This window comes from Limnospira sp. (assembly GCF_051859755.1).
Classification (GTDB): domain Bacteria; phylum Cyanobacteriota; class Cyanobacteriia; order Cyanobacteriales; family Microcoleaceae; genus Limnospira; species Limnospira fusiformis.
Genome location: NZ_JBIMLI010000066.1, coordinates 1 through 25526 on the forward strand (window position 1 = coordinate 1; position 25526 = coordinate 25526).

Consider the following 25526-nt stretch of genomic DNA (forward strand, 5'->3'; position numbering starts at 1 on the left):
GGCTTCTACTATCTTTTTCCGAAAATCTAAAGAGTAACGGCTCATGGTAGTTGGTTGTGATAACTTATACAATAGCCATACATTATACCGTACTGTGTGTTTTGTGTAAAGGCTGTAAAGCCCAGATAGAAGTGATTAAGGGTGTAATAAAACAACATAAGACAGCACCCCAATCAGCCTTGATTAGCAAGCTAAATCCGATAATACGGGGATGGTCAAATTACTATTCAGGGGTCGTTTCAATAGAAACCTTCTCTAAGCTAGACCACATAATTTGGCAAATGTTAAGGGCATGGACAGTCTCAAGATGCGGAAAGGCAAACTACGAAAAACTGAGTAATTATTTCAGACCTGGAAAAGTTAAACTCAGTAATGGGAAAGAAAGACAAGAAAGTTGGATGTTCCAAACCAAAGATGGGTTACATCTCCACAAGCATAGCTGGACGCCAATTGTCAGACATACCCTAGTGCGCCCGGATGCAACACCATACGACGGAAATTGGACTTATTGGGCAACCAGGAAAGGTCAGGCAATCGATACACCAACAAGGGTAGCAAAACTACTTAAAAAGCAAAAAGGTAGGTGCGCCTGGTGTGGGCAATACTTTACCCCATCAGATTTAGTTGAAGTAGACCACATAGTACCTCGAAGCCAAGGTGGTAAAGAGGAGTACAAGAATCTTCAACTATTGCACCGCCACTGTCATGATGATAAAACGGCACTAGATGAAGCCGATGCTGTGTCCTTAACAATAACAATGGAGCAATCAAACTAGGAGCCGTGTGAAGGGAAACTTTCATGCACGGTTCTGAATGGGAGGGGGTGAAGGTGACTTCACTCTCGACCCCTAATCAACTGGCACGGTAATGGGCGGGCATAGAACCCGAACTCCCCAGAGACACGATTGGTTGAGAAAGGTAAAGCGGCCTATAAGTCCTCTGTAGTCGGTTAATCAACGTCAGACTCAGGGCAAAACTATTCATTAGCCCGAAGCGGAAACGACTTAGGGGTGTATGCGGGCAAAAGTTCCCGCAACACGGTGAGAATGCCACCTGTCACGAGGGATAAATCCTTGTCCCCACCCCCACCTCGCGGAACGCAGGTGGCGGAGCATTCATGTGTGAACGTTGATCACTTCTTGCTCTAGGCTGACCGGTGGGATCATTCTAGGTACTTTCGGAAAAATGTAAAAATATTGCAACGGCCTCCGGTATGATCACGTTACGCATCTCGATCTAAGGGAACGCAAAATACAATTATGCGAATTTTATTTGTAGCGGCGGAAGCGGCACCCCTGGCCAAAGTCGGGGGTATGGGGGATGTCGTGGGTGCTTTGCCCCAGGTCTTGCGGGCAATGGGCCATGATGTCCGGGTATTTATGCCCTACTATGGCTTTTTACCAGACAAAATCAAAATACCCAAGGAACCTATATGGTGGGGAACCGCCATGTATCAAAAATTTGCGGTTTTTGAGACGACATTTCCCAAAACTGATGTTCCATTATATTTATTTGGACATCCTTCGTTTATGCCTCGTCGGATTTACTATGGAGAAGATGAGGATTGGCGGTTCACCCTATTTGCGAATGGGGCTGCTGAATTTTGTTGGAATTACTGGAAACCCCAAATTGTTCACTGTCATGATTGGCATACCGGGATGATTCCCGTATGGATGAAAGAAACCCCTGATATAGGTACTATCTTTACCATTCATAATTTAGCTTATCAAGGACCTTGGCGCTGGTTTTTGGAACGGATTACCTGGTGTCCTTGGTTTATGGAAGGTCATAATGTCATGGCGGCAGCGGTTCAATTTGCTGACCGGGTAACTACAGTATCTCCCACTTATGCTAGTCAGATTCAAACGGCTGGCTATGGGGAAAACATGGAAGGTTTGCTCTCCTATATAAGTGGCAAAATGTCGGGGATTCTTAATGGGATTGATACGTCGTCTTATAACCCGGAAAACGATCGCTATATCGTGGAAAACTTTAATGCTGATACCGTGGAAAAACGGAAAACCAATAAAGTTGCCCTTCAGGAAGAGTTAGGACTAGAAGTTAACTCCGGTGCCTTCCTGATTGGTATGGTAACACGACTGGTGGAACAAAAAGGACTCGATCTAGTAATTCAAATTATGGATCAGTTTATGTCCTTTACTGATTCCCAATTTATTTTACTGGGAACAGGCGATCGCTATTACGAAACCCAAATGTGGCAAATGGCATCCCGCTATCCGGGGAGAATGACGACCCAAATTCTGTTTAATGATGCCCTATCACGGCGGATTTATTCTGGTGCGGATGCCTTAATTATGCCCAGTCGTTTTGAGCCTTGCGGAATTAGCCAAATGTTAGCAATGCGTTATGGCTGTATTCCCATTGTGCGGCGTACAGGAGGCTTAGTCGATACGGTATCCCATAACGACCCAGTAGGGGAAGGCGGCACAGGTTACTGTTTTGACCGCTACGAACCTCTGGACTTCTTTACCTCTATGGTTCGCGCTTCGGAGGCTTTCCGCTATAAAGACCATTGGCGGCGACTCCAACAGCGAGCCATGCACCAAAACTTTAGCTGGGAAAACTCAGCCCGGGAATACATCAAGGTTTATGAGGAAGTAGCGGGATACTATTCCTACCAACCCCCAACCCCTGAAGCAGAACCGGAAACTGGTGTCACTACTTAGGGCAACACTCCATTATTAGCTAAAAGACCCGGTTTCTCTAGTTCCTACTGGACACAGAAACCGGGTTTTTCTGGGATAGAATCAACTACAAAGCGATCGCCGTTTTTTGATGAACCCTGGAACTAGCCTCTATAACTGCTTGACGCGCCCATAGGTCGGCGGCTAAGATATCATCCAAACTCGGATTTTGACAATTATCTTGTTCATGGCGCGCGCAGACCATTTCAATGACCTTGGGAATATCCAAAAAGCTAATCTTTTCATCTAAAAACAAAGCCACCGCCTGTTCATTAGCGGCATTTAACACGGCTGGCATAGACCCCCCAGACCGTCCGGCTGCGTATGCTAACTGCATACAAGGATATTTTTGATTATCTGGTGCTTTAAAAGTCAAATTACCAGCTTTGACCAAATCCAACTGTTCCCAATCTGTATAAATTCTTTCAGGCCAAGATAGAGCATATAATAGGGGTAAACGCATATCCGGCCAACCCAACTGCGCCAACACAGAAGTATCCTGCAACTCAATCAAAGAGTGAATAATACTCTGGGGATGAATGACAATATCAATTTGATCATAATCCAAACCAAAGAGAAAATGAGCCTCAATCACCTCGAGACCCTTATTCATCATGGTAGCGGAATCAACGGTAATTTTACGCCCCATGGACCAATTAGGATGTGTAGTTGCATCAGCCACTGTCACCTCGGTTAGCCTTTCCACAGGCCAATCACGAAAAGCGCCCCCAGAAGCGGTGAGAATAATCCGTCGTAAACCCCCAGCCAGAACCCCTTGCAGACACTGAAAAATAGCGGAATGTTCGGAGTCAGCGGGTAACAATTTAACGCCATATTTCTCAATCATAGGATTGACGACAGGTCCCCCGGCGATGAGAGTTTCCTTATTAGCCAGGGCGATATCCTTACCGGCTTGAATGGCTGCAATTGTTGGCAATAATCCCGCACAGCCAACAATACCAGTCACGACAGCTTCGGAGTCTCCATAGCGGGCAACCTCGACTATACCAGACTCTCCCGCTTCTATAATAGGTTGGGGGTCAAGATCGGCGATCGCCTCCCGCAATTCCCACAACTTCTTCTGGTCACAAATAGCGACAATTTCCGGCCGAAACTGTCGCACCTGTTGCGCCAGGAGAGTCACATTACTACCTGTGGCTAATCCCACAATTTTAAACTTATCGGGGTGATGAGCAACAATATCCAGAGTTTGAGTACCGATAGAACCCGTAGAACCGAGAAGAGTAATTGCTTTCATGTCTTTGTAACTTATGTTATTAAATAACCATAGTATCTGTAATTGTCACCCTGATGCAAACCCGATAGGGAAATTAAAGCACAATTGCCAATTCACAATTACCCGATTTAGGAAGATTATTGAGCATAGCCACAAAAGCGCGACATCATCAGTATATATACGGTGGAAATTTACGCTCATAAACTCTCATTATACCCACAGCGATACATCCGCAAGAAATAACCAGGAACCCGAGATTTTATCCCCAATTCTCGCTCACAATTAGACCCGGAATGGTCAAATTCAGCGGCAAAATTAATCAGCCATAAATTCATGGGTTGCGGCCATTGATTAAGGGTGGTCACTAAAGTATTAGTAGCGGTGGAAGAATCACGATTATGGCGATGTGCCAGCAGAAAGAAAGGCGATTTTTCCCGGACCCCTAAATTTTTGAGTTCCCCAGCAATGCTCATCATTTCCCCGGTTTGTTCATGGCTTTTATGAACTGTAGCAATTAAGGTGGGAATATCTGACCTTAAATAAGCGGATATTTCCTCAGCCACAAGTTCGGAGCGATCGGGTTTTTGGTAAGCTAAGTTATACACGACCATCAACCCACCCAATAAAGACATGAAACCGATAAAAGCGATCGCATATCGTCGCCATTGAGATTTTCCGGGCAACTCCCAACTTTTAGCTAACCCGGCGGCTAGGATGAGTAAAACCACGGGAAAATAGATAAACTGATATCGCGCTGCTAGGGTTAAATCCAAACCAATCGCCCAAGCGATCGCGATAAATATCGCCATAATCACCAAAGTAAAGCCTAGCCAAAATTTGATTAGTTTTCTTTCCCTATGACTGGCAAAGTGCCAACCATCAATTAAGACTTTTCCTAACAGGCATAAAACTAGCAAAGCGACGGCACTAGAAACTATAATAATCGGCAAAGGTTGCTTTTCGACGGGTAACATAATCACCATAGTAATCACCCAAGCCACCAGCCGAAAAATCGGATCAATAAAATGATTCCGACTCGGTGAAGTCCAAGCAATTAACTGGCTATCTCCGGTGGAAATTTTCAGAAAAATCGGCAACCATACCAAGACACCTATAGCTGTACCTAATGCGATCGCATAAAACCCTTTCCAGAGTTTCAGCTTGGGAAACCGTAGAGGATCGTAGCGGATATCCTGAATCCAAAATGCGAAAACGATTAACCCTTGCGCTATCAGCAGGAAGATAAAAAAGAAATGGACGGCCATTCCTAGGCTATTAACTATGACAGTCGCCAAAATTAGCCAGACCGGGAGGGAGATTTGTGCTTTGAGACGTTCAACAGCAACGGTGAGACAGGCGAAAGAGGCGATCGCCAAAAACATTGCCAAAGTGTAGTGTCGTGCTTCTTGGGCTAAATATACCCCAAATGGTGAAACGGCCATCAACCCCGCCGCCAGATGTCCGACGAGTACAGATCTAAAACATAGCCACCCCAAGCCAAATATAGCGGGAACCGTAGCGACCCCAAACAGAACACTAAGGGATCTGGCTATATGAATGGAGACTAAATCCCCAGGAGTTCCCCACCAGTGAACCCAGAGATGGGTCAACATAAAGTAAATGGGGGGATGGTTACTTTCAATAAATAGCCTTTCGGGAACCGAAGCGATCGCCATATTATCCCCCAACTGTAGGGGAAACAGCAGTAATTCTGGAGCGATCGCTGTATCCAACGGGACTCTATGGAAACCATGACCCAGACTAAAGGCTAGAGTCGCGAATTCATCACTCCAGATTGGTTTAGCGTCTAAGTTGATCAGACGCAAAATTAAGGCGATCGCGCACCAGACCAGGAGTAATACCAAATTAATGCGATCGTGCTTAACCAAACTTTCCCAGAGATGAACTCGCTTTCCCATATTTACCGCCAGATTTGAGCCTACCAGACGAGTATTGTCTCACGGTCCAGGAAACGGGACAAAAAAAAAGAGAGAACTGCTTGAGCAGCTCTCTCTACCATCAGGGTGCATCTACATAACACAATATAGCCTTTTTGCTATGAGGGGTCAAGCCCCCTATTGTAAAGATTTTGTAAAGAAACCCCCAGCAACCCAAATCGACACAAAAAAACGCACCGGAAGCCAAAAGCATTCCGGTGAGAACATTGGATCATCGAAACTAATCGCCTCGAACCATGAGATCAACCCTCTCAGACTGAGGTAGAATGATGATAGATATTTTGAGTAAAGGAAATGCACCCTGATGAAAAAAACACCCTAATGATCGACGAACTTTCCGATAACTTTGGTAGATTTCCTATCCGTCCCAATCCCTGAACTAGGGGAATCAAGTCGGATCTGAGTGGACAACTCACGGACACTACGGACAAGCCCGATTCGTGTTACCGACCAATCAAGGTTTGCGAGTCTGTATTCATTATTACAGGTCGGTTTCGGAGATTTCAAGGGGTCTATTGCAATCACCCGCTTTTTCTGAAAGTGGGATAACTGTTTTATAGACCATTAACCGGAAAAATCCCCGCCACGCTTGGTTTTGTTCCTGTCCAACTCCCCCAAATCAAGATCCTATTTCTCTGTGGTAGCTAAGTGACTCGGGCTGAAAAATTAATCTCGTACCCCCGTACTGATACACTGTCAAAAGCTAGGAGCGATCGCCATCATGGGAAATATGGATTTCAACACACCAAAGTTAATCCGGTCTTACTGACAACTGAATAGTTTTACCCAGATTTTATTATCGTCAGCAGAGAACCAATTGAGATGGATACTAAAACAAGACGGCAACCGACCCATAATTTAGTGAGGCGACAAGCCACACCCAAAGAACGAGAGTTAATCCATCTGCTGGCTAACCTCGGATGTTCCCAAGCTAGATATGGTCTTAAACACGCCACCAGTAAAGGAGTTATTTCACCGAAAGAAAGACTACGTTTAGCAGAATGGCACTTTCTGAGACTCCAGCAAATACGACGGATAGAAAGAAGTTTAGCTCCCGTGGCTACCCTTAAACGGGTTTATTTTAAAAGTAACCTGGGTCCGCGCGACCTCAAATCTTTAAAACTGGTTTGGGTCGAAGATGACAAAACAAGGGTTAAGCGAGTCCCCCCGGAGTTAGACGAAGTCCTGAGTGATGCCTTAGACAAGGGAGATACTCTCAAACAGATATTTTATATCGTGGAGACCAAAGCTCGGCTATTTGCTTCAACTCCTGATGGGGGTAAAATCCCTCTGTGGGTCAAAGAATGGGAAGATTCAGGCTATGAGGTCAATTTCTTTCCCCCGTCATTTGCTAAGTGGGCAAATATTGTCGATCTTTCTTAATCCGTGAAAACTTGGCTTAACATTCCTCACTATTGAGGAATGTGCCACACCCCAATCAGGGGAGTGTCAATTCTATCTATTTAACCACCCTCCCTCTCAGATGCGATCGCCAAGAGAACAAACTATTCTTTATAATTGACACTTACAATTTTACTCCCCATTCTCCTGCTTAATCGCAGATGTAACCGCCTCACGGAGAACATTCACCAAACAACCTCCTGTCATTTCTCTGGGGGATAAAAGGCTCCCCATGGTAGCTGTTAGTAGTTAATCCGTTAAATTACTGACACTGACGAACACTCAATCATGAAGTTAAGTAAACCCATTGTGAAATCGTAGGAATTGCTTTATACTGAGTTTATCAGTGCGGCGACAAGCAAATTTACTCAAAAGCTCAAGGCTGCTATTCTGGTCTATTAGCTCATCAACCATGGCATTAATCATCCCTGATTCAATTCCATCGAAAGCCAGCAAAGGAGAAAAAATGCTGTTCCGCTTGTTGCGGGATGAACTACCTGACGACTTCTTTGTTTACTATGAACCCATTACCAGCGGATTTTACCCCGATTTTATTATCCTTAGTCCCAGCTTCGGTTTACTGATACTAGAAGTTAAGGGTTGGTCGGTTAAACAAATCCACAAAGCAGATAGTTACTTCTTTCATATTGAACAAGACGGCCAATTAGAGCATTGTCAGTCTCCTCTGAGACAGGCGAAAGGCTACCTAGATGCTCTCCTTAATAAACTTAAAGGCTATTCTATCCTGTGCGAAGATGATGGAGATTATCAAGGGAAGTTGGTATGTCCTATCGGTGTCGGTGCAGTGATGACTAATATCACAGAAGCACAGGCGCGGGAAAATCATATTTATACCTTACTAGAAAAGCCACAGGTCTGCTACAAAGATGAACTGATGACATGGCAAGAAATCGGAGAAAGGGCATTGATTAAACGCCTGGAAGCCATGTTTACGGTGCGATTTAAATTTCCTGATTTAGAAGATGACCAAATTAATACTATTCGAGGGGTAATTCACCCGGAAGCTCAGGTTAGACAGGAACCAGCTAAATCTAGCAGTGTCCCGCCAGGTAAACTGGTGAAGCCGGATGCTATTATTCTGACAACTCTCGATTATCGCCAGGAACAATTGGCACGTTCTTTGAATTCCGGTCATCGACTATTTTCGGGAGTAGCAGGTAGTGGTAAAACGTTGATTCTTCTCAGCCGCGCCAAAATTTTAGCGGGAGGTTGGACAGATACCAAAGTCTTAATTCTCTGCTATAATATTACTCTGGCATCTTATTTGCGATCGCTCATCAAAGAAGACTATAACCTTTTATATCGCCAACGCATTCAAGTTATGCACTTCCATGCTTGGGCAAAATCAGTCCTAGGAGGTCTACCAAATCCTAAACATTTTCAAGACAGAGATATATACGACTATGAAATGGGTACTAGGCTGTTAAATGCACTGCAAAAAATGCCCAGTGATGACAGGTGGGATGCCATCTTAATAGATGAAGGTCATACTTTCCATCCCAAGTGGTTTGAATGCTGTACCGCCGCTCTCAAAGACCCAGAAGATGGCGATTTAGTAATTGTATCCGACCGTTCCCAGAGTATTTATCGCCGACGTAAGTTTACCTGGAAATCTGTGGGAGTGAAAGCACAGGGGAGGATGCGAAAACTTACCCAAAACTATCGCAATACTGAGGAAATATTACAGTTAGCATGGGATATGGTTCGTGATCTATATTCATCAGAAGATGATGAACTGGAAGACGAGGCTTTTCCTGTAGTAGAACCCTTGGCAGCAGTTAGACATGGTAATATGCCACAGCTTCATATCAAACAAAACCGTATGGATGAAATTAATGGTGTGATTGACACTATTAAGAAGTTGGTAAATGAGGGATATAAACCTCATGAAATTGCTGTTATTTACCGCTATAAGTCAGAAAATGAGCGTCAACCTTTTGAGCATCTAATTGAAACCCTAGACCATATTGGCATGGGAGTTTTTTGGGTTAATGATAATAAAAATGACCACAAAAATAACTACTGTTCTAGTCATCCTGGTGTCAGGGTGGTTACGGGTAAATCCGCCCTGGGTTTAGAGTTCAAAGCTGTAATTATCCCGTGGGTGCAGCAGTTTGGTGTGGGTTCAAAAGCAGAGGGTCGTCGGGAACTTTATGTAGCGATGACCCGCGCTCAGGATCTGTTATATCTATTTGGATCAGGTCATTTTGATTTCCTGAGAGAGTTAAAAATATGCGATCGCTTAGTGGTCGCTTAGTGGTCGCTTAGCGATCGCTTAGTCCCCTTCCTACCCCCTAACCATATCATCTGAAATTGAGGAGGTGTTGGGTTGCGTACCTCCACCCAATTGACGGTGTTGGGTTTCACGGAGTTTCACCCAACCTACTACTCCACCCAATTGACGGTGTTGGGTTTCACGGAGTTTCACCCAACCTACTACTCCACCCAATTGACGGTGTTGGGTTTCACGGAGTTTCACCCAACCTACTACTATATCATCTGAAATTGAGGAATTGATTATGAGTGACTCACAAGATGCTGAAAGAATTAGCAAATTGGCTAAGAAAAATGCTTGGACTACGGGATTATTGACCTTTTTCTTTCTGCCGATTGGCTATATTTATACCGGACGTTATAAAGCCTTATTTAAAGGATTTGGAATAGTTGTTTTGATAATGGTTTTTGGCTCCATGTTGGAAGATGATGATGAATTTTTTGACTTAGTAAGAGGTTTGTATGTTGTGGGTGCTACTATTGAAAATGTCCGTGCTGTTAATCAAGCCAAAAAACTGAATGGCGGTTTAAAGCAGAATAATTCAGCCAATCTTCCCTCAGACAATAATGTTGAACTTAAGCTGCTAAAACTTATTAAAAGAAACAGAGAAGTCACCCTGGCTGATTGTGTAATAGAAACCAGTTTAAGTTCTCAACAAGTTCGCGAAACCTTAGAAGAAATGATGAAACAGCAGTTAATTACCATAGATAATCGTGAGAGTGATGGGTCAATTGTTTATCGGTTAATCTAACACTCAGAGTTGCGTAACTCCATCCAACCTACGGTGTTGGGTTGCGTACCTCCACCCAACCTACGGTGTTGGGTTGCGTACCTCCACCCAACCTACGGTGTTGGGTTTCACGGAGTTTCACCCAACCTACGGTGTTGGGTTGCGTACCTCCACCCAATTGACGGTGTTGGGTTTCACGGAGTTTCACCCAACCTACTGCTAAAAGGCAAATTTCTGGGTCCAGTAGTTGTTCAAATTAAAACTTCCAGTGTCATTGGCGAGGAAGTAGTGACCAATACCAATTTGGGTATAACTGGGATTGAGGATATTCTCGCGGTGTCCTGGGCTATCCATCCACCCCTCAACAACAGATTCTGGTGTACGATGACCTGCGGCAATATTTTCTCCGACCCCAGATGTAAATCCTACGGCTCGGGCGCGGTCACTGGGGCTAGAACCATCAAGCCCAGTATGACTAAAGAAATCTTGCCGCGCCATGTTGGTGCTATGGTTTCGTGCGGCTTGGTTTAATAGGGGGTTCAAAGATAAGGGCTGTAAACCCGCCTGGGCGCGTTCTTGGTTGACCAGTTGTAGCACCTGTTGCTCAAAGACTTGGTTATGTCCATCATCAGAATGATCTGTGGTTGTGTTTTGAATGGATATTCTGCCACCGATAAAGTCATTGGTACTAATAGATGAAATGCTGACATTATTTAATGTGGCTAATACGCCACCATTTTCGAGAATTTCGGTGGTGAAAGGGTCTAAGGCTTGAACTACTAATTGTCTCGCGCCATTAGGAACAATGATTTTATCAACTCCCGGCTGGAAGTCAGTAATTAGGTCCCGGTCAGCAGTTGATGAAGCTAGGATAAATTGATTAGCGCCTCCCCCTCCTGTTAAGGTATCCAAGCCTTTATCGCCGGATATCAGGCTATTTCCCGGACCTCCAATAATCACATCATTACCAGCGCCGCCATAAAGACTATCGTTTCCCGACCCTCCAATTAGGGTATCATTACCCAAATTACCGAATAGGAGATTATTACCGCCACCTGCTTCTAATAAGTCATTATCCTTACCACCAAAAAGGGTATCATTGCCACCGCCTCCAATAATGGTGTCATTGCCTTGGTTTCCGTAGAAAATGCGTCCGGTATTATCATTCACTGCATAATCATTTCCCGCCAACAGAGCGATCGCATCTGGAAAAGGTGAGGATCTAAAATAGGAAAGCTGTTCTGGGGGAAGTTCAGACATGATAATTCTGTCATTCCCAGGAGTAGCTATACCTAGGTCTAATCCGTTTTCGGTGATGATGTCAAAAAGCATGATTCCATGTAGATGATGGTTGCCAATTTTTTCTATGGTAGATGATTTTTGGGAAAGTGGCTAGGAGTTTACAAATAATTACATATAGTGATAATTCTTAGCATAATTTAATTTTAATTTTGACTCCCTTCAGACAATTACAGCCTGTTCATAAATCATCTGATCACTTCTCAAAGTCCCTCTCCCAGAGAGGGAGAGGGATTTAGGGTGAGGGCAATGTATTAAGCGACTGGTGAACAAGCTGTAATATTGTCTAGGCGGGTTTAGATATTTTTAAAAGCTACAAATACTTTGACAAATAGATGGTAAAATCGCGGATAAATTCCTATTTTATGGGGGTTGCAGCGATAGACAAAAAAGGCGATCGCGCTTCGAGCGCGATCGCCCAGATATGTTGTCGGAAGCCAGAAATGTGGTCAATCGAATCAGAAGGCATGGGAGGGTTTCATAATTGTTGCCTAATAGACAACAACTCTTTTTTTAGTCTTTTTGGGAAAGCAGACACTGACAAAATCGAGAAGCACCCCGATTAAGGGCTTGTTCTGCAGCCATAGTTAGGGTTTGAGTCTGTGAACCGATCGCCGGAGTGCTACTGGCGACCCCAAAACTGAGTAATCTTTGGGAATAAATCGACACTTGGCTAAGTTGTCCAATTTGTTCCTGGATAGTATCCACTAGGCGCACCGCCCATCGAGTATTGGTAGAAGGCAATAATACCGCAAATTCTGCCTGTTGATAACGAGCAACCAAACCGTGAGGGTGGGTGACAGTATGTTTAATGATTTTGGCAACATTACGCAAACATTGATCAGCGGCGTTGTCACCCTGTTGCTCTCGGTATTGTTCCCAATCTTCAACGCGCGATAAAATCAGAGATAGCGGCGCTTGTTCCTCCATCATTCGCTGCCATTGGCGACTGAGATAATCATTAAACCCATGACGGCTTACCAGTCCGGTGAGACTGTCGATGATGTCAAGTTGCTGGAGTTTGCGGTTAGACTCTTCTAGCTGGTGGTAGAGTTCGGCTTGATAAATGGCGATCGACAGTTGATTGGCAAAACCATGGATCAGTTTCAGGTCGGACTCTTGCCACTGATAACCGGGGTCAGTCATCACTAGGCTTAAACTTCCCCATAAACGACTGCGACTATACAGCGGAATTGGTAGCCACCCCCCTGGACAGCTTTGTAGGAAGTCTTGAATGGTGGCTTCATCTTGGGAATTGGGGACCTTCAGGGTTAGCGATCGCAACACTGACCGTAATTCCGACCCCACCTGTTTAGTGTAGGTTTTACCCGAATTAGATGGGATTTTAGCCAATATAGAATTAGTCGGTTGTCGATATTCAGCCCTATTTAACCATGATTTGCCTTGGGCAATAAACTGCACAATTTGCACCGACTCGACTTTAAAAATTTTCCCCAGTTCAGTCACTGCCATCTGAAATATCCGCTCTAAATTCAGGGAATTTCGGATCACTTGGGTTAACCTTTCCATGGCTTCTTCCCGTTGTGATTGTTTCTTGATGGCATCTTCCATCACTTTTTGGGAACTGGTGTCAATGGCAATGCAGAGATTTCCTTCAAACTGGTTTTCTTCATCAAATAGGGGACGCACCGACAGTGTTACCCAAACCGATTTTCCTAAACGGTGTCGCAGACTCAGATTATATTTCTCTTCGCGATCGCCTGGGTGATTTTGGTGAGCGATCGCCGAAAATGCTGGGTGTCTCTCATCCATAAATTTCCACAGAGATTTACCAATCATCTCTTCCGGAATATATCCCAGGATTTCTGCCATTTTCGGATTAACAAATGCCGTCTTCGTCTGGCGATCCAAAATCCAAATTCCCGCCGCCGTGGTCTGGAGGGTTCCCCGAGAGACTTGATCCCGACTCAGTTGCTCTGTGTTTATGGTGCTAACATCTACAGGTTCGGTCACAGTAGCCATTTGCCGACTTTGCTCAATTAGTGGCATTTCCTGATGACAGTTCATACAAAAGCCAATTTTCTTATGGGCGATAATATGAATGAGAAGCGGCTCAGAACAGCACGGACACAAATACTTATCCATCATTCTGGTTTACCTCAATTTTTATTAGCTTTTTGTTATTATTAAACGGTCTTTCTTTTAGGATAAGTTGGTTTTTCCGACTTTGTTCCTTAGTGATACAAATCTTGATATAACAGTAGATACAGCCCTGCTATGATGGGCTATTCCCTAGACGAAATATCTCCATCTTTACCTGGCTAATGGCCCACCCATCAGTTGATCCCTTCAGGGACTCTACAAAACTACATAGCCATAACTACTCCAACGAATCCCGGCTTTAGTTAAGTTTCCCTGATGTATTTCGGCAAAAACTTTTGATTTTCCAAAGATTGATAAATTTTTGTTGATAACTTCTCTCAAAAACTTGACGACAGGATGCGGGTTAGAGTATCATCATATAAATCGCTGCCAAGGCCTTGCTGTGTCTATACGCCAAAAAAGCAGCTAAAACCCTGATTATATCGCCCCTCATAAAATTATCCGAGTAAAATTTAAAAATCCCGATGCACGAGTTTTTGAGGAAAAAGCGATCGCCCCAAATCCGCCTCTTGACAAAAACGACATTTTGTGCATATACCCTGAACGATCCGCGCCTAGGGTGCGTCAAACTGTATCATGAGCGGTCATAAATGCCATAAATTCATAAAGTCCCATGAGTCTTGCTCAACAATACACCCTAGCCCAAGCCATAAGCCAATCAGGAGTCGGACTCCATAGCGGTGAAATCACCACCGTAAAAATTCTGCCAGCCACCAGAGGCGGAAGGCACTTTGTCCGAGTTGACCTACCGGAATGCCCAATAATTACAGCCAGTTGTGAATCAGTAAGGTCTACCACCCTATCAACAGAACTGGGAAATAGTGATAGCGCCAGTATTCGCACCGTAGAACACCTGTTATCTGCCCTCACCGCAGGGGGAGTCAGTCACGCACGCATAGAAGTTAACGGACCAGAATTGCCCCTATTAGACGGCTCCGCCAAACCGTGGTCAGAAGCCATAGCAGCAGCCGGGCTGAAAGAAATTGAACCACAGCCTAGTGCACCCCTCAATCAAGAAATCTCTGTGCGTCAGGGAGATGCCTTCGTGATGGCTATACCCTCCACCGAAACCCGATTTACCTACGGCATTGATTTTGAAGTGGCGGCTATCGGGAACCAGTGGCATAGTTGGAGTCCCGATGAGCAAAACTTTATCACAGAAATTGCCCCCGCCCGGACTTTCACCCTAGCCTCACAGATAGAAGCCCTACAAAAAGCTGGATTAATCAAGGGAGGAAGCCTAGATAATGCGATCGTCTGTTCCCATTCGGGTTGGATAAATCCGCCCCTAAGATTTGCAAATGAGCCAGCGCGTCATAAAATCTTAGACTTAGTAGGAGATCTCAGTTTACTGGGAACTATCCCACTCGCCCACTATCTCGCCTATAAAGCTGGTCATCACTTGCACGTCGAGTTAGTGCGCCGCATTAGCCAAACCCCTACCAACAGCAACGTTTAATATTTAAAGAATGTCCACAGTTAACACGACCGCCGATCTTCAGGATAACAACAACTCACAATTAGCACCGGAAAACACTTTAGCGATCGCAGAAATCCAAAAACTGCTACCCCACCGCTATCCTTTCGCCCTAGTCGATCGCATTATCGAGTATATTCCCGGAGAACGAGCAACCGGAATTAAAAATGTCACCATCAACGAACCCCACTTTCAGGGACACTTCCCCGGTCGGCCAATTATGCCTGGGGTGCTAATCGTAGAAGCCATGGCTCAAGTCGGCGGCATTGTACTGACCCAACTGCCAGACATGGAAGGTAAACTATTCCTATTTGCGGGAATTGATAAAGTCCGCTTTCGCCGCCCAGTAGTTCCCGGCGACCAGTTAATCATGCGAGTACAACTACTGTCCGTCAAACGCCGTCGTTTTGCTTATATGCAAGCAGCCGCCGAAGTTGATGGGCTAAGAACCTGTGAAGGAGAACTAATGTTTTCCCTGGTAGACTAAAGCCTAAACTTTAAACTGGACCAATGGAATTACACCAGATCAGGTTCAGGAATTGCCACAGTTCCGTATAATTGCGGCAGCAAACCAATTTGGTCAATCAGTAACATATTTGATTTCCATGACCACTTTAATCCACCCGACAGCAGTGATCGAGCCTGGTGCTCAGTTGCACCCGACCGTGCGGGTGGGTGCATACGCCGTTATTGGAGAAAACGTAAAAATAGGCCCTGGCACTACCATTGGCCCCCATGCCGTCATTCAAGGATGGACAGAAATAGGAGCCAGAAACCAGATATTTCCGGGGGCTGCTATTGGGTTGGAAACCCAGGATTTAAAATACGAGGGGGCGGTGAGTTTTGTTACCATTGGCGACGACAACCGCATTCGGGAATATGTGACCATTAACCGGGCTACCTATGCCGGAGAAGCCACTAAAATTGGCAATGGTAATCTACTTATGGCTTATGTTCATGTGGGCCATAACTGTACCATTGAGGATGGAGTGGTAATTGCCAACGGGGTAGCTTTGGCGGGTCATGTTCATATTGAGTCTAAAGCACGGTTGAGCGGCGTTTTGGGAGTCCATCAGTTCGTCCGCATTGGTCAGTTTTCTATGGTTGGAGGTATGAGTCGCATTGACCGCGACGTACCACCATTTATGTTAGTGGAAGGCAACCCGTCCCGAGTGCGATCGCTTAATTCTGTCGGTCTTAAACGCGCGGGTTTGACTAATGAGGAGTTGGGACTAATTAAAAAGGCATTTCGGATTTTATACCGCACCCCACACCGTCTCTCAGAAGCGATCGCTCAATTGGAACAACTCCCCCAAAATTCCTATCTTGACCATTTGATTAATTTTGTCCGTCTCTCACTCACACCGGAAAGGCGCGGTCTTATTCCGGGAAAACGGGTCACACCAGAAGCGCCATGAGGATTTTTATTAGCACCGGGGAGGTTTCAGGAGATATGCAGGCGGCGCTATTGGTAGCAGCCTTGCGCCGACAAGCCGAAATTAAAGGTTATAGCTTGGAAATTACCGCTTTGGGAGGGCCGCAAACCGCAGCCGCCGGAGCCCAATTGTTGGGGGATACTACCGCTATTGGTGCGGTCGGAATTTGGGAGTCTTTGCCCTATTTTATCCCTACATTGCAAATGCAGGCTAGGGTCAGGCGTTATCTGCAAGAAAACCCTGTCGATGTCGCTATTTTAATTGATTACATGGGACCTAATATCGGTATCGGTAATCTGATTAAAGGCAGATTCCCCGAGATTCCCATTATCTATTATATTGCCCCCCAGGAGTGGGTTTGGTCTCTGGGATCGCGCAATACTAATCAAATCGTCAATTTTAGCGATCGCATCCTTGCCATTTTTCCCCAGGAAGCCCGCTATTTTGCCGCTAAAGGCGCGAAAGTGACCTGGGTAGGGCATCCGCTTATTGACCGGATTACAGCCTACCCCAGCCGCCACCAAGCCCGGGAAAATTTGGGTATTGCTACTGAGGAAATAGCGATCGCCTTACTTCCCGCTTCCCGACAGCAGGAAATTCGCTATTTAATGCCCATTATATTTCAAGCCGCCGCCACTCTTCAGGCTCAGTTTCCATTGGTGCGTTTTTGGATTCCATTATCTTTAGAAAAGTATCGGGCAGATATTGAACGGGGTATTTTACAATATAATCTCCGGGCTTCTTTAGTAGAAAATAAAACTGATGTACTAGCCGGCGCTGATTTGGCGATCGCCAAGTCAGGTACCGTTAACCTTGAATTAGCTTTACTGGAAGTTCCCCAAGTTGTCGTTTATCGAGTGAGTCAAATTACCGCTTGGGTCGCTCGTCACCTTCTCCATTTTTCCATCCCCTTTATGGCTCCTCCCAATTTAGTCCAAATGAAGGAAATTGTGCCAGAATTGCTACAAGATGAAGTTACACCAGAAGCCATTGTCAACCAGGTTATCCAACTTTTTCCCAACTCCACCAAACGAGAACAAATGTTAACTGAATATCGACAAATGCGCCAGGTATTGGGGGGAGAAGGAGCAGGCGATCGGGCAGCCATAGAAATTTTAAATGCTGGTAAAACTTGAGGTATCCGAGGTAAATTTATGCAAATCATTAAAGTTTATGTTGGCGGCTTATTTGGAATTTTTAACCACGAAATTCCTGTTAATTTAAATGATAGAATGACCATCATTCACGGCCCTAATGGCTTTGGCAAAACCGTGATTTTGAAACTACTTAACGGCTTATTTAATTGCCAGTATTCAGAATTAATAAATCTTCCCTTTGAAACTTTTAAAGTAGAATTTGATGATGGTAATTATCTGGAAATCGATAAAAAAACAGGCAGACAAGACCAATCAAATACCATCAGGTTTAATTTTTCTAAAAATTCCGAAACCTTTATTTTAGACAAGTCCCAAATCAATGATATTGATGAAATTTCTATCAGTGACTTGGACTATCTAATTCCTGAACTTATGCGGGTTGGTCCTCAAAGGTGGCGATACTTACCCACGGAAGAAATGCTCTCAATATCAGACATTGTAGATAGGTTCCCAGATTTATTGAGAGGTATTAAATGTGAACAACAACCTGAGTGGCTACAAGATTTACAGAGGCAGATTAATGTCAGACTTATAGAATCACAAAGACTCCTCAATATTGCCTCTAATTATGAACGCAGAATCGCTTATAAAAGATTATCTGATTTATCAACAGTATCCGTATATTCCCGTGAATTAGCGCAAAAAATGCAACACAAATTTACTGAATATGGCACAATATCTCAATCTCTCGATAGAACCTTTCCCCTCAGAGTGGTTCAGCAGCAGCCATCAACTTACTTAACAGATGAGCAACTTTATGATAAATTAGACCATCTTGATAAAATGCGATCGCGACTTATGGAAGTGGGTTTGTTGAATCAAGATGAAAGTTCAGAAGTTGATATTCATCCACCATCTATAGACGAAACAACCAAAAACATCTTATCTGTTTATGTAGAAGACATGGATAAAAAACTAAGTGTTTTCGATGATATAGCAGACAAAATTGATTTGTTTCGTAAAATAATTAACAAAAAGTTCGCCTATTCTTATAAAAATATTGGCTTTAGTAAAGACCAAGGATTTATTTTTACATCATCCTATAAATCATCATTATCTGAATATAAACAAGTTTTAAATCATGAACTTTGTCCAACGGATTTATCATCAGGCGAACAACATGAGTTAATCCTTATATATGAATTACTATTTAAAGTTAAACCCGATTCTTTAGTATTAATAGATGAACCAGAATTATCCCTTCATGTTGGCTGGCAAGTTGAGTTTATCAAAGACTTGCAAGAAATCACTAAACTCGCCAAACTCAATATTGTAATGGCTACTCATTCTCCAGATATCATTCAAGACCGTTGGGATTTGACAGTGGAACTCCAGGGACCCAAATGAGATAGTTTATTTCCGTAGACCGTGAGGTTAATAAAGTCCGCCTATTGCGAAGTACCTTTAAATGTACTTTTCTGTTAGTTGAAGGTCATACTGACAGGATTTTTTATAATTGGCTTATTGATAAATCAGTTTGTCAATCTGTCATCATTGCTGGTAAGCCATCTAACAAGCAGCTTGTTATTGATGTTCTCCAAAAACTTGAAAATTCAGATTTTCCAGGAGTTGTAGCAATTGTTGACGCTGATTTTGATCACTTAATTGATGATTTACCCAGTTATAGTTCTAATTTACTTAGGACAGATACCCACGACCTAGAAACCATGTTATTAAACTCTCTAGCCTTTAATAAAGTCTTGGATGAATTTGGTTCAGAATCAAAAATATCTAGCTTTCCGGGAGATATTAGGGAGGTTTTACTAGCAGCCGGAAAGCCTGTCGGATATTGGCGTTGGATTTCCCAGACGGAAGGATTAAACTTAACTTTTCAGGCTATTGATTTTAGTAAGTTTGTTGATAAAAATCAAATCAAGATTGCCTACAAAAAGCTAATTGATGTTGTGAAAAATAAATCCCAAAAGTCCTATCTAAGCACTCCAGATATTATCTCTAAAATCACGAATTTAAATAGTCAAAGTGACGATCCTTGGCAAATTTGTTGTGGTCATGATTTAGTATAAATATTGTCTTTGGCTTTATGCAAAGCAATTGGTTCTCATAATTCCCAGGATGTTAAACCTGAGATAATCGATCGCAGTCTGCGACTTGCTTACGAAAAAGCCTACTTTTATAAAACCCACCTCTACTCTGAAATTTGCCGTTGGGAAAGGGATAACCAACCCTTTAGAATTTTAGAACCACCAGCCTAAAATCTTGATATTAGGTGCTTAATATAATCGGACATATCCCCACAACTATCATACAGGAAACCCAGAAATTAAATACAGCCTGTCAATTATAAAATGGAGGGGACAGTTTAGGAGAGTTGCCAACAACCCAACTAATTGTCCCCAGGTGTAGTTAATGTCAAGTTAACCTAACTTTGTTCTCTCAAAGTTCCGGTGCGAACAGCGAAACCTTGATTTTGACCATTGCGGCGTAATTCCAATCGTAATTGATGACCTACTCCCGTTTGTTCAACCAACTGTTGAACCTCCGCTGCGTCCCGAATGATTTGACCATTAATTTGAGAAATCACATCACCCACTCGGAGTCCAGCCTGAGCCGCTGGAGAATTAGGAACCACACGGACAACTAACACCCCTTGGTCTGTATCAACCTTTAAACCACTGTTGGGATCATTATTAATATTCTGCTTAACTTCGGGGTTTAAACTCACCATTTGAATACCCAAAAATGGATGATCAACGTGACCATTAGCCACAATTTGATCAGCGATATTCCCAACCCGATTAATCGGAATAGCAAAACCTAAACCCTGTGCGCCTTGGATAATAGCCGTGTTCATACCAATGACCTCACCATTTTGATTAAGTAAAGGTCCCCCCGAATTACCCGGATTAATCGCCGCATCAGTTTGAATAAAACTCACCCGTTTATCCGGTGCGCCAATAGAGCCACTAGAGCGACCGGTAGCACTAATAATACCCATGGTGACAGTGTTTTCTAAGCCTAGGGGATTACCAATAGCGATCGCCATTTCTCCCGGTCTCAATCGGTCAGAATTACCCAAACTCACAGTTGGGAGATTTTGCGCCGGAATTTTCACCACAGCCACATCAGTCACCGGGTCAGTTCCCAACACTTCCCCATCAAACTGGCGACCATCGCGCAAAGTCACCCGCACTCGGGTGGCTCCCTCCACCACATGAGCATTAGTCAAAATCCGACCATCAGAACCCACAATAAAACCGGAACCCGAACCCTGAACAACTCGCCGCCCCGGACCACTAGGGAGTCGTTGGCCAAAAAACCGTCGGAAGAACGGGTCATTAAACACATCAGGAATCTGAGTTTCTACAGTTCTGGCTGTATCAATTTGAACCACTGCTGCTCCCACCCGCTCCACCACAGCACTGACTACATTAGGATTTTGTGCCAAAACGTGACCCGGAGAAACCATCCCAGGGTTCATATCTGCCGCTCCACTGTTAGTTTCACCGGTACTTTCACGGGAAGAACCAGCATTAGGAGTAAGGGAAACAACACCAAAAGTAAGCCCCGCACCCAACAAAAGCATCGATAAATAAGCCACAGGCTGAATAGGACGCACAGAGGATTTTAGAGAATCTTGCATCGTTAACACTCCCATTAATCGCTTGATAGTTCTTAGATTAAATGAGAGATTTGGCGAAGTTGTAGCATTGATATGACATCTCTGTGAACGACCAGCACCAACCCCGCTACAGGAGCGGTTATCAAAAATTATCCCTGGACAGCAATTATGGTAAACTAGGAAACTGCGAGACATCCCACCTCACCTGGCGGGATATCTATAAACAAGACAGCCCTCCTGCTTACCTTCTAGGTAAATGGTAGGGTTGCTCTCAAGGCAACCATTGGGGGAAAATATCAACTGTCCTCGATTTTGAGGCATTTTGTCAATTCCCTTGACTATTGGCTACCTATTCTAGCTATCCGGTTTACCGACACGCTAATGATGCGGCCCCCAAACACATCCCAATTTGGCAATATTTTACTGGTTGACGATAAACCGGATAACTTGCGACTGCTTTCCCAAATGTTGACGGAGCAGGGCTACAATGTCAGGAGAGTGACCAAAGGAAAAATGGCCTTGATTACGGCTAAAGCGTCACCTCCTGATTTGGTGCTACTAGATATCAAAATGCCTGATATGGACGGTTATGAGGTTTGTTTGCAACTGAAAGCTGATGAAATTACGGCAGAAATTCCGGTGATTTTTATGAGCGCTTTAGATGAACTTCCTGATCAAGTCAAGGCTTTTACTATAGGTGGAGTAGATTATATTACTAAGCCTTTTCAGGTAGAAGAAGTCCTAGTGCGAGTCAAAACTCAAATACGTCGCCAAGCCGAACACTTAGCCAGGGAAGCCCAACGAGAACGAGCCTTAGCCTAAGTGATTGATAAAATCAGGCGCACCTTAGATATTAACACAATTTTGGCTACAGCTACCGCCGAAGTCCGTCAACTTTTGAACGCCGACAGAGTGGCTATATTTAGCTTTCATCCCCTCTCTAATTACCGGGATGGTAATTTTGTCTCGGAAGATGTTTTACCTGAGTTTGAATCAGCTTTAAATTGGCAAGTTCATGATTCTTGTTTCGCCAATTCATTTGTGGAGGAATACAAAAACTCCCGCATTCAATCCATTGCTGATATTTATGAAGCAAATTTAGACCCTTGCTATATTCAACTTTTGGCTAAGTTTTAGGTGAGAGAAAATTTGGTAATTCCCAGGCAAAAAGGGAGCCATCTCTGGGGTTTACTATGTATTCATCAATGCTCATATTCTCGCAATTGGAAAAGTTCTGAGGTCGAATTTGTACAGAAAATAGCCCTACAATTGGTGGTGGCTTTGCCACAAGCATAATTGCTCACCCAGGCGCAGAAACAATCCCCAGAACAAACCAAAGCCGCTCAACAGGAAAGGACTTTATCTAGGTGAATTGAAACCATACGCCCAACCCTGGATATGGATATGATTTGGAGGGCTACTGCTCAAGCTGTGCGCCAAATTCTCAGATGCGATCGCGTTGTGGTTTACCGACTTTTACCCCAAGGAAACGGCCAGTTTTTGTTTGAGTCGGTAGCCCCAAACTGCCCCCAGTTTATCAATATGACTGACCCTAATACTTGGTTGTCTTGGCATTGGAAAGAGACCCAAGGAAATCTCAATCAAGTTTATAATCAACAGGCAGTTAATGATATTTACAAATCCACCCTTTCTAATTCTCATCAAGTCCTCATCGATGAATTTATGATTAGATCCTATATGATTACTCCCGTATTTTTAGGCTAAACTCAATGGGGAATGATTGCCGCCTATCAACACAATTTCCCCAGAGAGTGGATGCATCGAGAAGTGAGTCTATTAGCTCAAATTGCCAATCAATTAGGTGTCGCTCTCCAACAAGTAGAACTGATGAAACAGTTACATAAAGCCAAAGAAACCTCTGATGCGGCTAATCGAGCTAAAAGTGAATTTCTCACCAAAATTAGTCATGAGTTACGCACTCCTTTAAATGCTATCTTAGGCTTTACCCAAATTCTGGCTAGGGATGAACAGTTAAATTTAGCTCAACAGGAATATATCAAAATTATTGGTCGTTCGTGAGAGCATCTGTTAGAACTGATTAACGATGTCCTAGAAATGTCGAAAATTGAAGGGGGTCGCATTACGTTTAATCAAATCAGTTTTGACCTTTACTATCTTCTGAGAAACTTACACGAAATGCTGGGTTTAAGAAGTAAAACTAAGGGCTTAAAATTAGAGTTTCAGGTGCATCATAATTTTGTCCCCTATGTGAAAACCGATGAAAATAAACTGCGACAAGTTTTGATTAATTTATTGGGAAATGCCATTAAGTTTACGGAATCAGGACGAGTGACCCTGCGAGTTCAGTCTCAGAACTATGAAACCCCTGATCTAACTGTCCTCAGTTTTGAGGTGGAAGATACCGGACTAGGAATTGCTCCCGATGAAATTGATATGCTATTTAAACCATTTGGGCAAACTGAAACGGGTCATAAGTCTAATGAAGGGACGGGTTTAGGATTACCAATTAGCCAGAAATTTGTACAAATGATGGGCGGCGAAATTGAGATTATCAGCGAGGTGGGAAAGGGTACAATAGTCAGATTTACCATTTTCGTACAAGCAGCAGACCCTCAAGAAATCCCGGCTCAACCTATCCAAAAACGGGTGATTGCTTTAGCTGACGGACAACCATCTTATCGGATTTTGGTGGTAGAAGATGCCCAAGAAAATCGCCAGGTACTGGTCTGTTTACTGTCTAAGGTGGGTTTTGAGGTGCAGGCGGCTGAGAATGGCTTAGAAGCGATTAAAATGTGCGCTCAGTGGCAACCTGATTTGGTCTGGATGGATATGAGAATGCCAGTTATGGATGGTTTGGAAGCTACTAAACAGATTAAAGCCACGATACCACCAGATCGCGCCCCTATCATTATCGCTCTGACAGCTCATGCTTTTGAAGAGGAGCGATCGCAAATTTTAGCTATGGGTTGTGATGATTTTGTCAGTAAACCCTTTCGAGAAGCAGTGATTTTTGATAAGATGGCTCAATACTTAGGGGTGCGCTATCTATACGAAGGAAGTCCTGTAGAGGATGTATCATTAACTTCCGATCTGCAAAACCAGCCTGCTGTCCCCCTTGACAGGGACTCCCTGCAAGTGATGCCGACGACTTGGATAGAGCAACTACATCAAGCGGTTTTGTGTACCAACGAACCGGAAATTCTAGCCTTGATTGCTGAAATTCCAGAGTATCATGGCGCTTGGGCTGATTTATTAAAGGGATGGGCTGATAATTTTGAATTTGACCGAATTTTGGCTTTTATTACCGGAAACCCAGATCTTTGAGCGGTTAAGTTCCAAATATCATCTTGGATTTGCGGAACAAGGATGCCAAAATAGGAACAAAGGATATGGTGAGATGTAGCATCCAGGAGTGTCAATGAATAGCAATCACAAAATTTTAGCAGTTACTAGACCAAACAAACCCCCTGAGCCTAGTTCCGAATCGCCCACTACCAACACCCAAGAACATTCTCGGTCTACTGGGACTGTCAAACACATTCCTAGTCGCACCGTGAAACCTTCAAAACCCATTAAACATAAGCCGAAAGTTGCGGTGAAACTTCCCCAGGCTGACAATTCTGAGGGTGAGGTGTTTGTGGTCGGAGATCATATTCTGGTCAGAGCGCCTTGGGGACTGTGGGCACGGGCAGAAATTAAGACTTTCTATCAAAGTAGTCCAGATACTGTCATGGCTCATTTTATACCAAAAGAAGAACGCACAAACTGGACTTGGATGGGTGGTTTAATTCGCTCTGATTTGTTGAAACGAGCCAATCCAGACTCGTAGGGATTTTGGCGATTTTCTCCCTGTTATCGTAAATTCAGTTTCTGGGAACCGGATTAAACCCCCACCGCCATACCTTGGGAATATAAAACGGTTCCCGCCACCCCGCAGACAAGATGAATTTGGGCCAGTAACTCAAGGATCTGGAAGCGAATGGGTGTAGGCTGCATCGCAAGGCAATCATTGCTACAGTAAAGAGCATGATTTAATCTCAAATTAGGTTAATATTTTAGGGCAATAGGGTATAATAAGCGAGAAGAGTTGAGGATAAACCTATTGCCAGATATGTCAAACCCAAGGAAGCCGCCCAAATCCTTG

At 43.8% G+C, this 25526-nt stretch carries 22 protein-coding genes and 2 pseudogenes; 19 read left to right on the forward strand and 5 right to left on the reverse strand.

Annotated elements, in window-relative coordinates; all coding sequences use genetic code 11:
• Positions 1–107 precede the first annotated feature (107 nt).
• Both ACTIE0_RS12885 and glgA read left to right on the forward strand, forming a co-directional pair.
• Positions 108–776 (forward strand): annotated as a pseudogene (locus tag ACTIE0_RS12885) (group II intron maturase-specific domain-containing protein); the annotation flags it as partial.
• 483 nt (positions 777–1259) lie between these two features.
• Entirely contained in the window at positions 1260–2687 is a 1428-nt protein-coding gene (gene glgA, locus ACTIE0_RS12890) for a glycogen synthase GlgA (protein WP_006617251.1), read from the forward strand.
• A gap of 85 nt (positions 2688–2772) precedes the next feature.
• On the opposite strand, the gene dxr is transcribed toward glgA, so the two are convergent.
• Together dxr and ACTIE0_RS12900 are read right to left on the reverse strand one after the other, a co-directional pair.
• The gene (gene dxr, locus ACTIE0_RS12895) at positions 2773–3963 is read right to left on the reverse strand and encodes a 1-deoxy-D-xylulose-5-phosphate reductoisomerase (RefSeq protein ID WP_006624138.1); all 1191 of its coding nucleotides are present in this window, start codon (positions 3961–3963) and stop codon (positions 2773–2775) included.
• Positions 3964–4139: 176 nt separating this feature from the next.
• Positions 4140–5861, reverse strand: a complete 1722-nt coding sequence (locus tag ACTIE0_RS12900; protein WP_006624137.1) for a glycosyltransferase family 39 protein — start codon at positions 5859–5861, stop codon at positions 4140–4142.
• 861 nt (positions 5862–6722) lie between these two features.
• Between ACTIE0_RS12900 and ACTIE0_RS12905 the strand changes: the two genes are divergently transcribed.
• From ACTIE0_RS12905 to ACTIE0_RS12920, 4 genes are all read left to right on the forward strand, one after another.
• Positions 6723–7283 carry a hypothetical protein gene (locus ACTIE0_RS12905; protein ID WP_006624135.1) on the forward strand — a complete coding sequence of 187 codons (561 nt, stop codon included), beginning with the start codon at positions 6723–6725 and terminating at the stop codon, positions 7281–7283.
• 430 nt (positions 7284–7713) lie between these two features.
• A complete protein-coding gene (locus ACTIE0_RS12910) occupies positions 7714–9579 on the forward strand; it encodes a 3'-5' exonuclease (protein WP_039932914.1) in 1866 nt (621 codons plus the stop codon).
• A 72-nt stretch (positions 9580–9651) separates the two neighbouring features.
• Entirely contained in the window at positions 9652–9825 is a 174-nt protein-coding gene (locus ACTIE0_RS12915; protein WP_190594005.1) for a hypothetical protein, read from the forward strand.
• Between the two features lie 16 nt (positions 9826–9841).
• Positions 9842–10348: a hypothetical protein gene (locus tag ACTIE0_RS12920; RefSeq protein ID WP_006669227.1), complete on the forward strand. Its 507-nt coding sequence runs from the start codon at positions 9842–9844 to the stop codon at positions 10346–10348.
• Between the two features lie 198 nt (positions 10349–10546).
• Here the strand turns inward: ACTIE0_RS12920 and ACTIE0_RS12925 are convergent, their stop codons facing one another.
• Together ACTIE0_RS12925 and ACTIE0_RS12930 are read right to left on the reverse strand one after the other, a co-directional pair.
• Positions 10547–11659, reverse strand: coding sequence for a CAP domain-containing protein (locus tag ACTIE0_RS12925; RefSeq protein WP_006669223.1), 1113 nt, complete (start codon positions 11657–11659; stop codon positions 10547–10549).
• Between the two features lie 480 nt (positions 11660–12139).
• On the reverse strand, positions 12140–13735 hold the full coding sequence (locus ACTIE0_RS12930) for a sensor domain-containing diguanylate cyclase (RefSeq protein ID WP_006624129.1): 1596 nt from the start codon (positions 13733–13735) through the stop codon (positions 12140–12142).
• Between the two features lie 628 nt (positions 13736–14363).
• On the opposite strand from ACTIE0_RS12930, the gene lpxC reads away from it, so the two are divergent.
• The 7 genes from lpxC (at position 14364) to ACTIE0_RS12965 (ending at position 20033) form a co-directional block, all read left to right on the forward strand.
• Positions 14364–15209: a UDP-3-O-acyl-N-acetylglucosamine deacetylase gene (gene lpxC, locus ACTIE0_RS12935; protein ID WP_006624127.1), complete on the forward strand. Its 846-nt coding sequence runs from the start codon at positions 14364–14366 to the stop codon at positions 15207–15209.
• A gap of 10 nt (positions 15210–15219) precedes the next feature.
• Positions 15220–15714 (forward strand): 3-hydroxyacyl-ACP dehydratase FabZ, encoded by a 495-nt coding sequence (gene fabZ, locus ACTIE0_RS12940; RefSeq protein ID WP_006624126.1) that lies wholly within the window; start codon positions 15220–15222, stop codon positions 15712–15714.
• 118 nt (positions 15715–15832) lie between these two features.
• Positions 15833–16645 carry an acyl-ACP--UDP-N-acetylglucosamine O-acyltransferase gene (gene lpxA / locus ACTIE0_RS12945; RefSeq protein ID WP_006617111.1) on the forward strand — a complete coding sequence of 271 codons (813 nt, stop codon included), beginning with the start codon at positions 15833–15835 and terminating at the stop codon, positions 16643–16645.
• Positions 16642–17799 carry a lipid-A-disaccharide synthase gene (lpxB, locus tag ACTIE0_RS12950; protein ID WP_006624124.1) on the forward strand — a complete coding sequence of 386 codons (1158 nt, stop codon included), beginning with the start codon at positions 16642–16644 and terminating at the stop codon, positions 17797–17799. The genes lpxA and lpxB overlap by 4 nt, the downstream gene beginning before the upstream one ends.
• An 18-nt stretch (positions 17800–17817) precedes the next feature.
• On the forward strand, positions 17818–19167 hold the full coding sequence (locus tag ACTIE0_RS12955; RefSeq protein ID WP_006624123.1) for an AAA family ATPase: 1350 nt from the start codon (positions 17818–17820) through the stop codon (positions 19165–19167).
• A 44-nt stretch (positions 19168–19211) separates the two neighbouring features.
• Positions 19212–19844: a DUF4435 domain-containing protein gene (locus ACTIE0_RS12960; RefSeq protein ID WP_006624122.1), complete on the forward strand. Its 633-nt coding sequence runs from the start codon at positions 19212–19214 to the stop codon at positions 19842–19844.
• 9 nt (positions 19845–19853) lie between these two features.
• Complete coding sequence (locus tag ACTIE0_RS12965; RefSeq protein WP_228116376.1) at positions 19854–20033, forward strand: hypothetical protein; 180 nt, start codon at positions 19854–19856, stop codon at positions 20031–20033.
• Positions 20034–20200: 167 nt separating this feature from the next.
• On the opposite strand, the gene ACTIE0_RS12970 is transcribed toward ACTIE0_RS12965, so the two are convergent.
• Positions 20201–21421, reverse strand: coding sequence for an HhoA/HhoB/HtrA family serine endopeptidase (locus ACTIE0_RS12970; RefSeq protein ID WP_006669221.1), 1221 nt, complete (start codon positions 21419–21421; stop codon positions 20201–20203).
• A 360-nt stretch (positions 21422–21781) separates the two neighbouring features.
• Here ACTIE0_RS12970 and ACTIE0_RS12975 point away from each other — a divergent pair, with 360 nt between their 5' ends.
• The 6 genes and pseudogenes from ACTIE0_RS12975 to ACTIE0_RS13000 all read left to right on the forward strand — a co-directional run bounded on the left by ACTIE0_RS12975 (position 21782) and on the right by ACTIE0_RS13000 (position 25211).
• Positions 21782–22222, forward strand: coding sequence for a response regulator (locus ACTIE0_RS12975; protein ID WP_006617108.1), 441 nt, complete (start codon positions 21782–21784; stop codon positions 22220–22222).
• Positions 22223–22696: pseudogene (locus ACTIE0_RS12980) on the forward strand (GAF domain-containing protein). It begins immediately after the preceding gene.
• A gap of 102 nt (positions 22697–22798) precedes the next feature.
• Complete coding sequence (locus ACTIE0_RS12985; RefSeq protein WP_008052980.1) at positions 22799–23125, forward strand: GAF domain-containing protein; 327 nt, start codon at positions 22799–22801, stop codon at positions 23123–23125.
• A 12-nt stretch (positions 23126–23137) separates the two neighbouring features.
• Positions 23138–23440 carry a histidine kinase dimerization/phospho-acceptor domain-containing protein gene (locus ACTIE0_RS12990; RefSeq protein ID WP_006624115.1) on the forward strand — a complete coding sequence of 101 codons (303 nt, stop codon included), beginning with the start codon at positions 23138–23140 and terminating at the stop codon, positions 23438–23440.
• A gap of 36 nt (positions 23441–23476) precedes the next feature.
• Positions 23477–24706 carry an ATP-binding protein gene (locus ACTIE0_RS12995; protein ID WP_006624114.1) on the forward strand — a complete coding sequence of 410 codons (1230 nt, stop codon included), beginning with the start codon at positions 23477–23479 and terminating at the stop codon, positions 24704–24706.
• A gap of 94 nt (positions 24707–24800) precedes the next feature.
• Positions 24801–25211 (forward strand): hypothetical protein, encoded by a 411-nt coding sequence (locus ACTIE0_RS13000; RefSeq protein ID WP_006624113.1) that lies wholly within the window; start codon positions 24801–24803, stop codon positions 25209–25211.
• Positions 25212–25526 lie beyond the last annotated feature (315 nt).

Bases quoted from the DNA above. Each gene is read 5' to 3' on its own strand.
- fabZ (WP_006624126.1), top strand. From the start codon at position 15,220: ATGTCCACAGTTAACACGACCGCCGATCTTCAGGATAACAACAACTCA.
- ACTIE0_RS12995 (WP_006624114.1), top strand. From the start codon at position 23,477: ATGTCGAAAATTGAAGGGGGTCGCATTACGTTTAATCAAATCAGTTTT.
- ACTIE0_RS12930 (WP_006624129.1), bottom strand. From the start codon at position 13,735: ATGATGGATAAGTATTTGTGTCCGTGCTGTTCTGAGCCGCTTCTCATT.
- dxr (WP_006624138.1), bottom strand. From the start codon at position 3,963: ATGAAAGCAATTACTCTTCTCGGTTCTACGGGTTCTATCGGTACTCAA.
- ACTIE0_RS12905 (WP_006624135.1), top strand. From the start codon at position 6,723: ATGGATACTAAAACAAGACGGCAACCGACCCATAATTTAGTGAGGCGA.
- ACTIE0_RS13000 (WP_006624113.1), top strand. From the start codon at position 24,801: ATGAATAGCAATCACAAAATTTTAGCAGTTACTAGACCAAACAAACCC.
- ACTIE0_RS12975 (WP_006617108.1), top strand. From the start codon at position 21,782: ATGATGCGGCCCCCAAACACATCCCAATTTGGCAATATTTTACTGGTT.
- ACTIE0_RS12900 (WP_006624137.1), bottom strand. From the start codon at position 5,861: ATGGGAAAGCGAGTTCATCTCTGGGAAAGTTTGGTTAAGCACGATCGC.
- ACTIE0_RS12955 (WP_006624123.1), top strand. From the start codon at position 17,818: ATGCAAATCATTAAAGTTTATGTTGGCGGCTTATTTGGAATTTTTAAC.
- ACTIE0_RS12910 (WP_039932914.1), top strand. From the start codon at position 7,714: ATGGCATTAATCATCCCTGATTCAATTCCATCGAAAGCCAGCAAAGGA.
- ACTIE0_RS12985 (WP_008052980.1), top strand. From the start codon at position 22,799: ATGGATATGATTTGGAGGGCTACTGCTCAAGCTGTGCGCCAAATTCTC.
- ACTIE0_RS12990 (WP_006624115.1), top strand. From the start codon at position 23,138: ATGATTGCCGCCTATCAACACAATTTCCCCAGAGAGTGGATGCATCGA.
- glgA (WP_006617251.1), top strand. From the start codon at position 1,260: ATGCGAATTTTATTTGTAGCGGCGGAAGCGGCACCCCTGGCCAAAGTC.
- ACTIE0_RS12970 (WP_006669221.1), bottom strand. From the start codon at position 21,421: ATGCAAGATTCTCTAAAATCCTCTGTGCGTCCTATTCAGCCTGTGGCT.
- lpxC (WP_006624127.1), top strand. From the start codon at position 14,364: ATGAGTCTTGCTCAACAATACACCCTAGCCCAAGCCATAAGCCAATCA.
- ACTIE0_RS12920 (WP_006669227.1), top strand. From the start codon at position 9,842: ATGAGTGACTCACAAGATGCTGAAAGAATTAGCAAATTGGCTAAGAAA.
- ACTIE0_RS12925 (WP_006669223.1), bottom strand. From the start codon at position 11,659: ATGCTTTTTGACATCATCACCGAAAACGGATTAGACCTAGGTATAGCT.
- lpxB (WP_006624124.1), top strand. From the start codon at position 16,642: ATGAGGATTTTTATTAGCACCGGGGAGGTTTCAGGAGATATGCAGGCG.
- lpxA (WP_006617111.1), top strand. From the start codon at position 15,833: ATGACCACTTTAATCCACCCGACAGCAGTGATCGAGCCTGGTGCTCAG.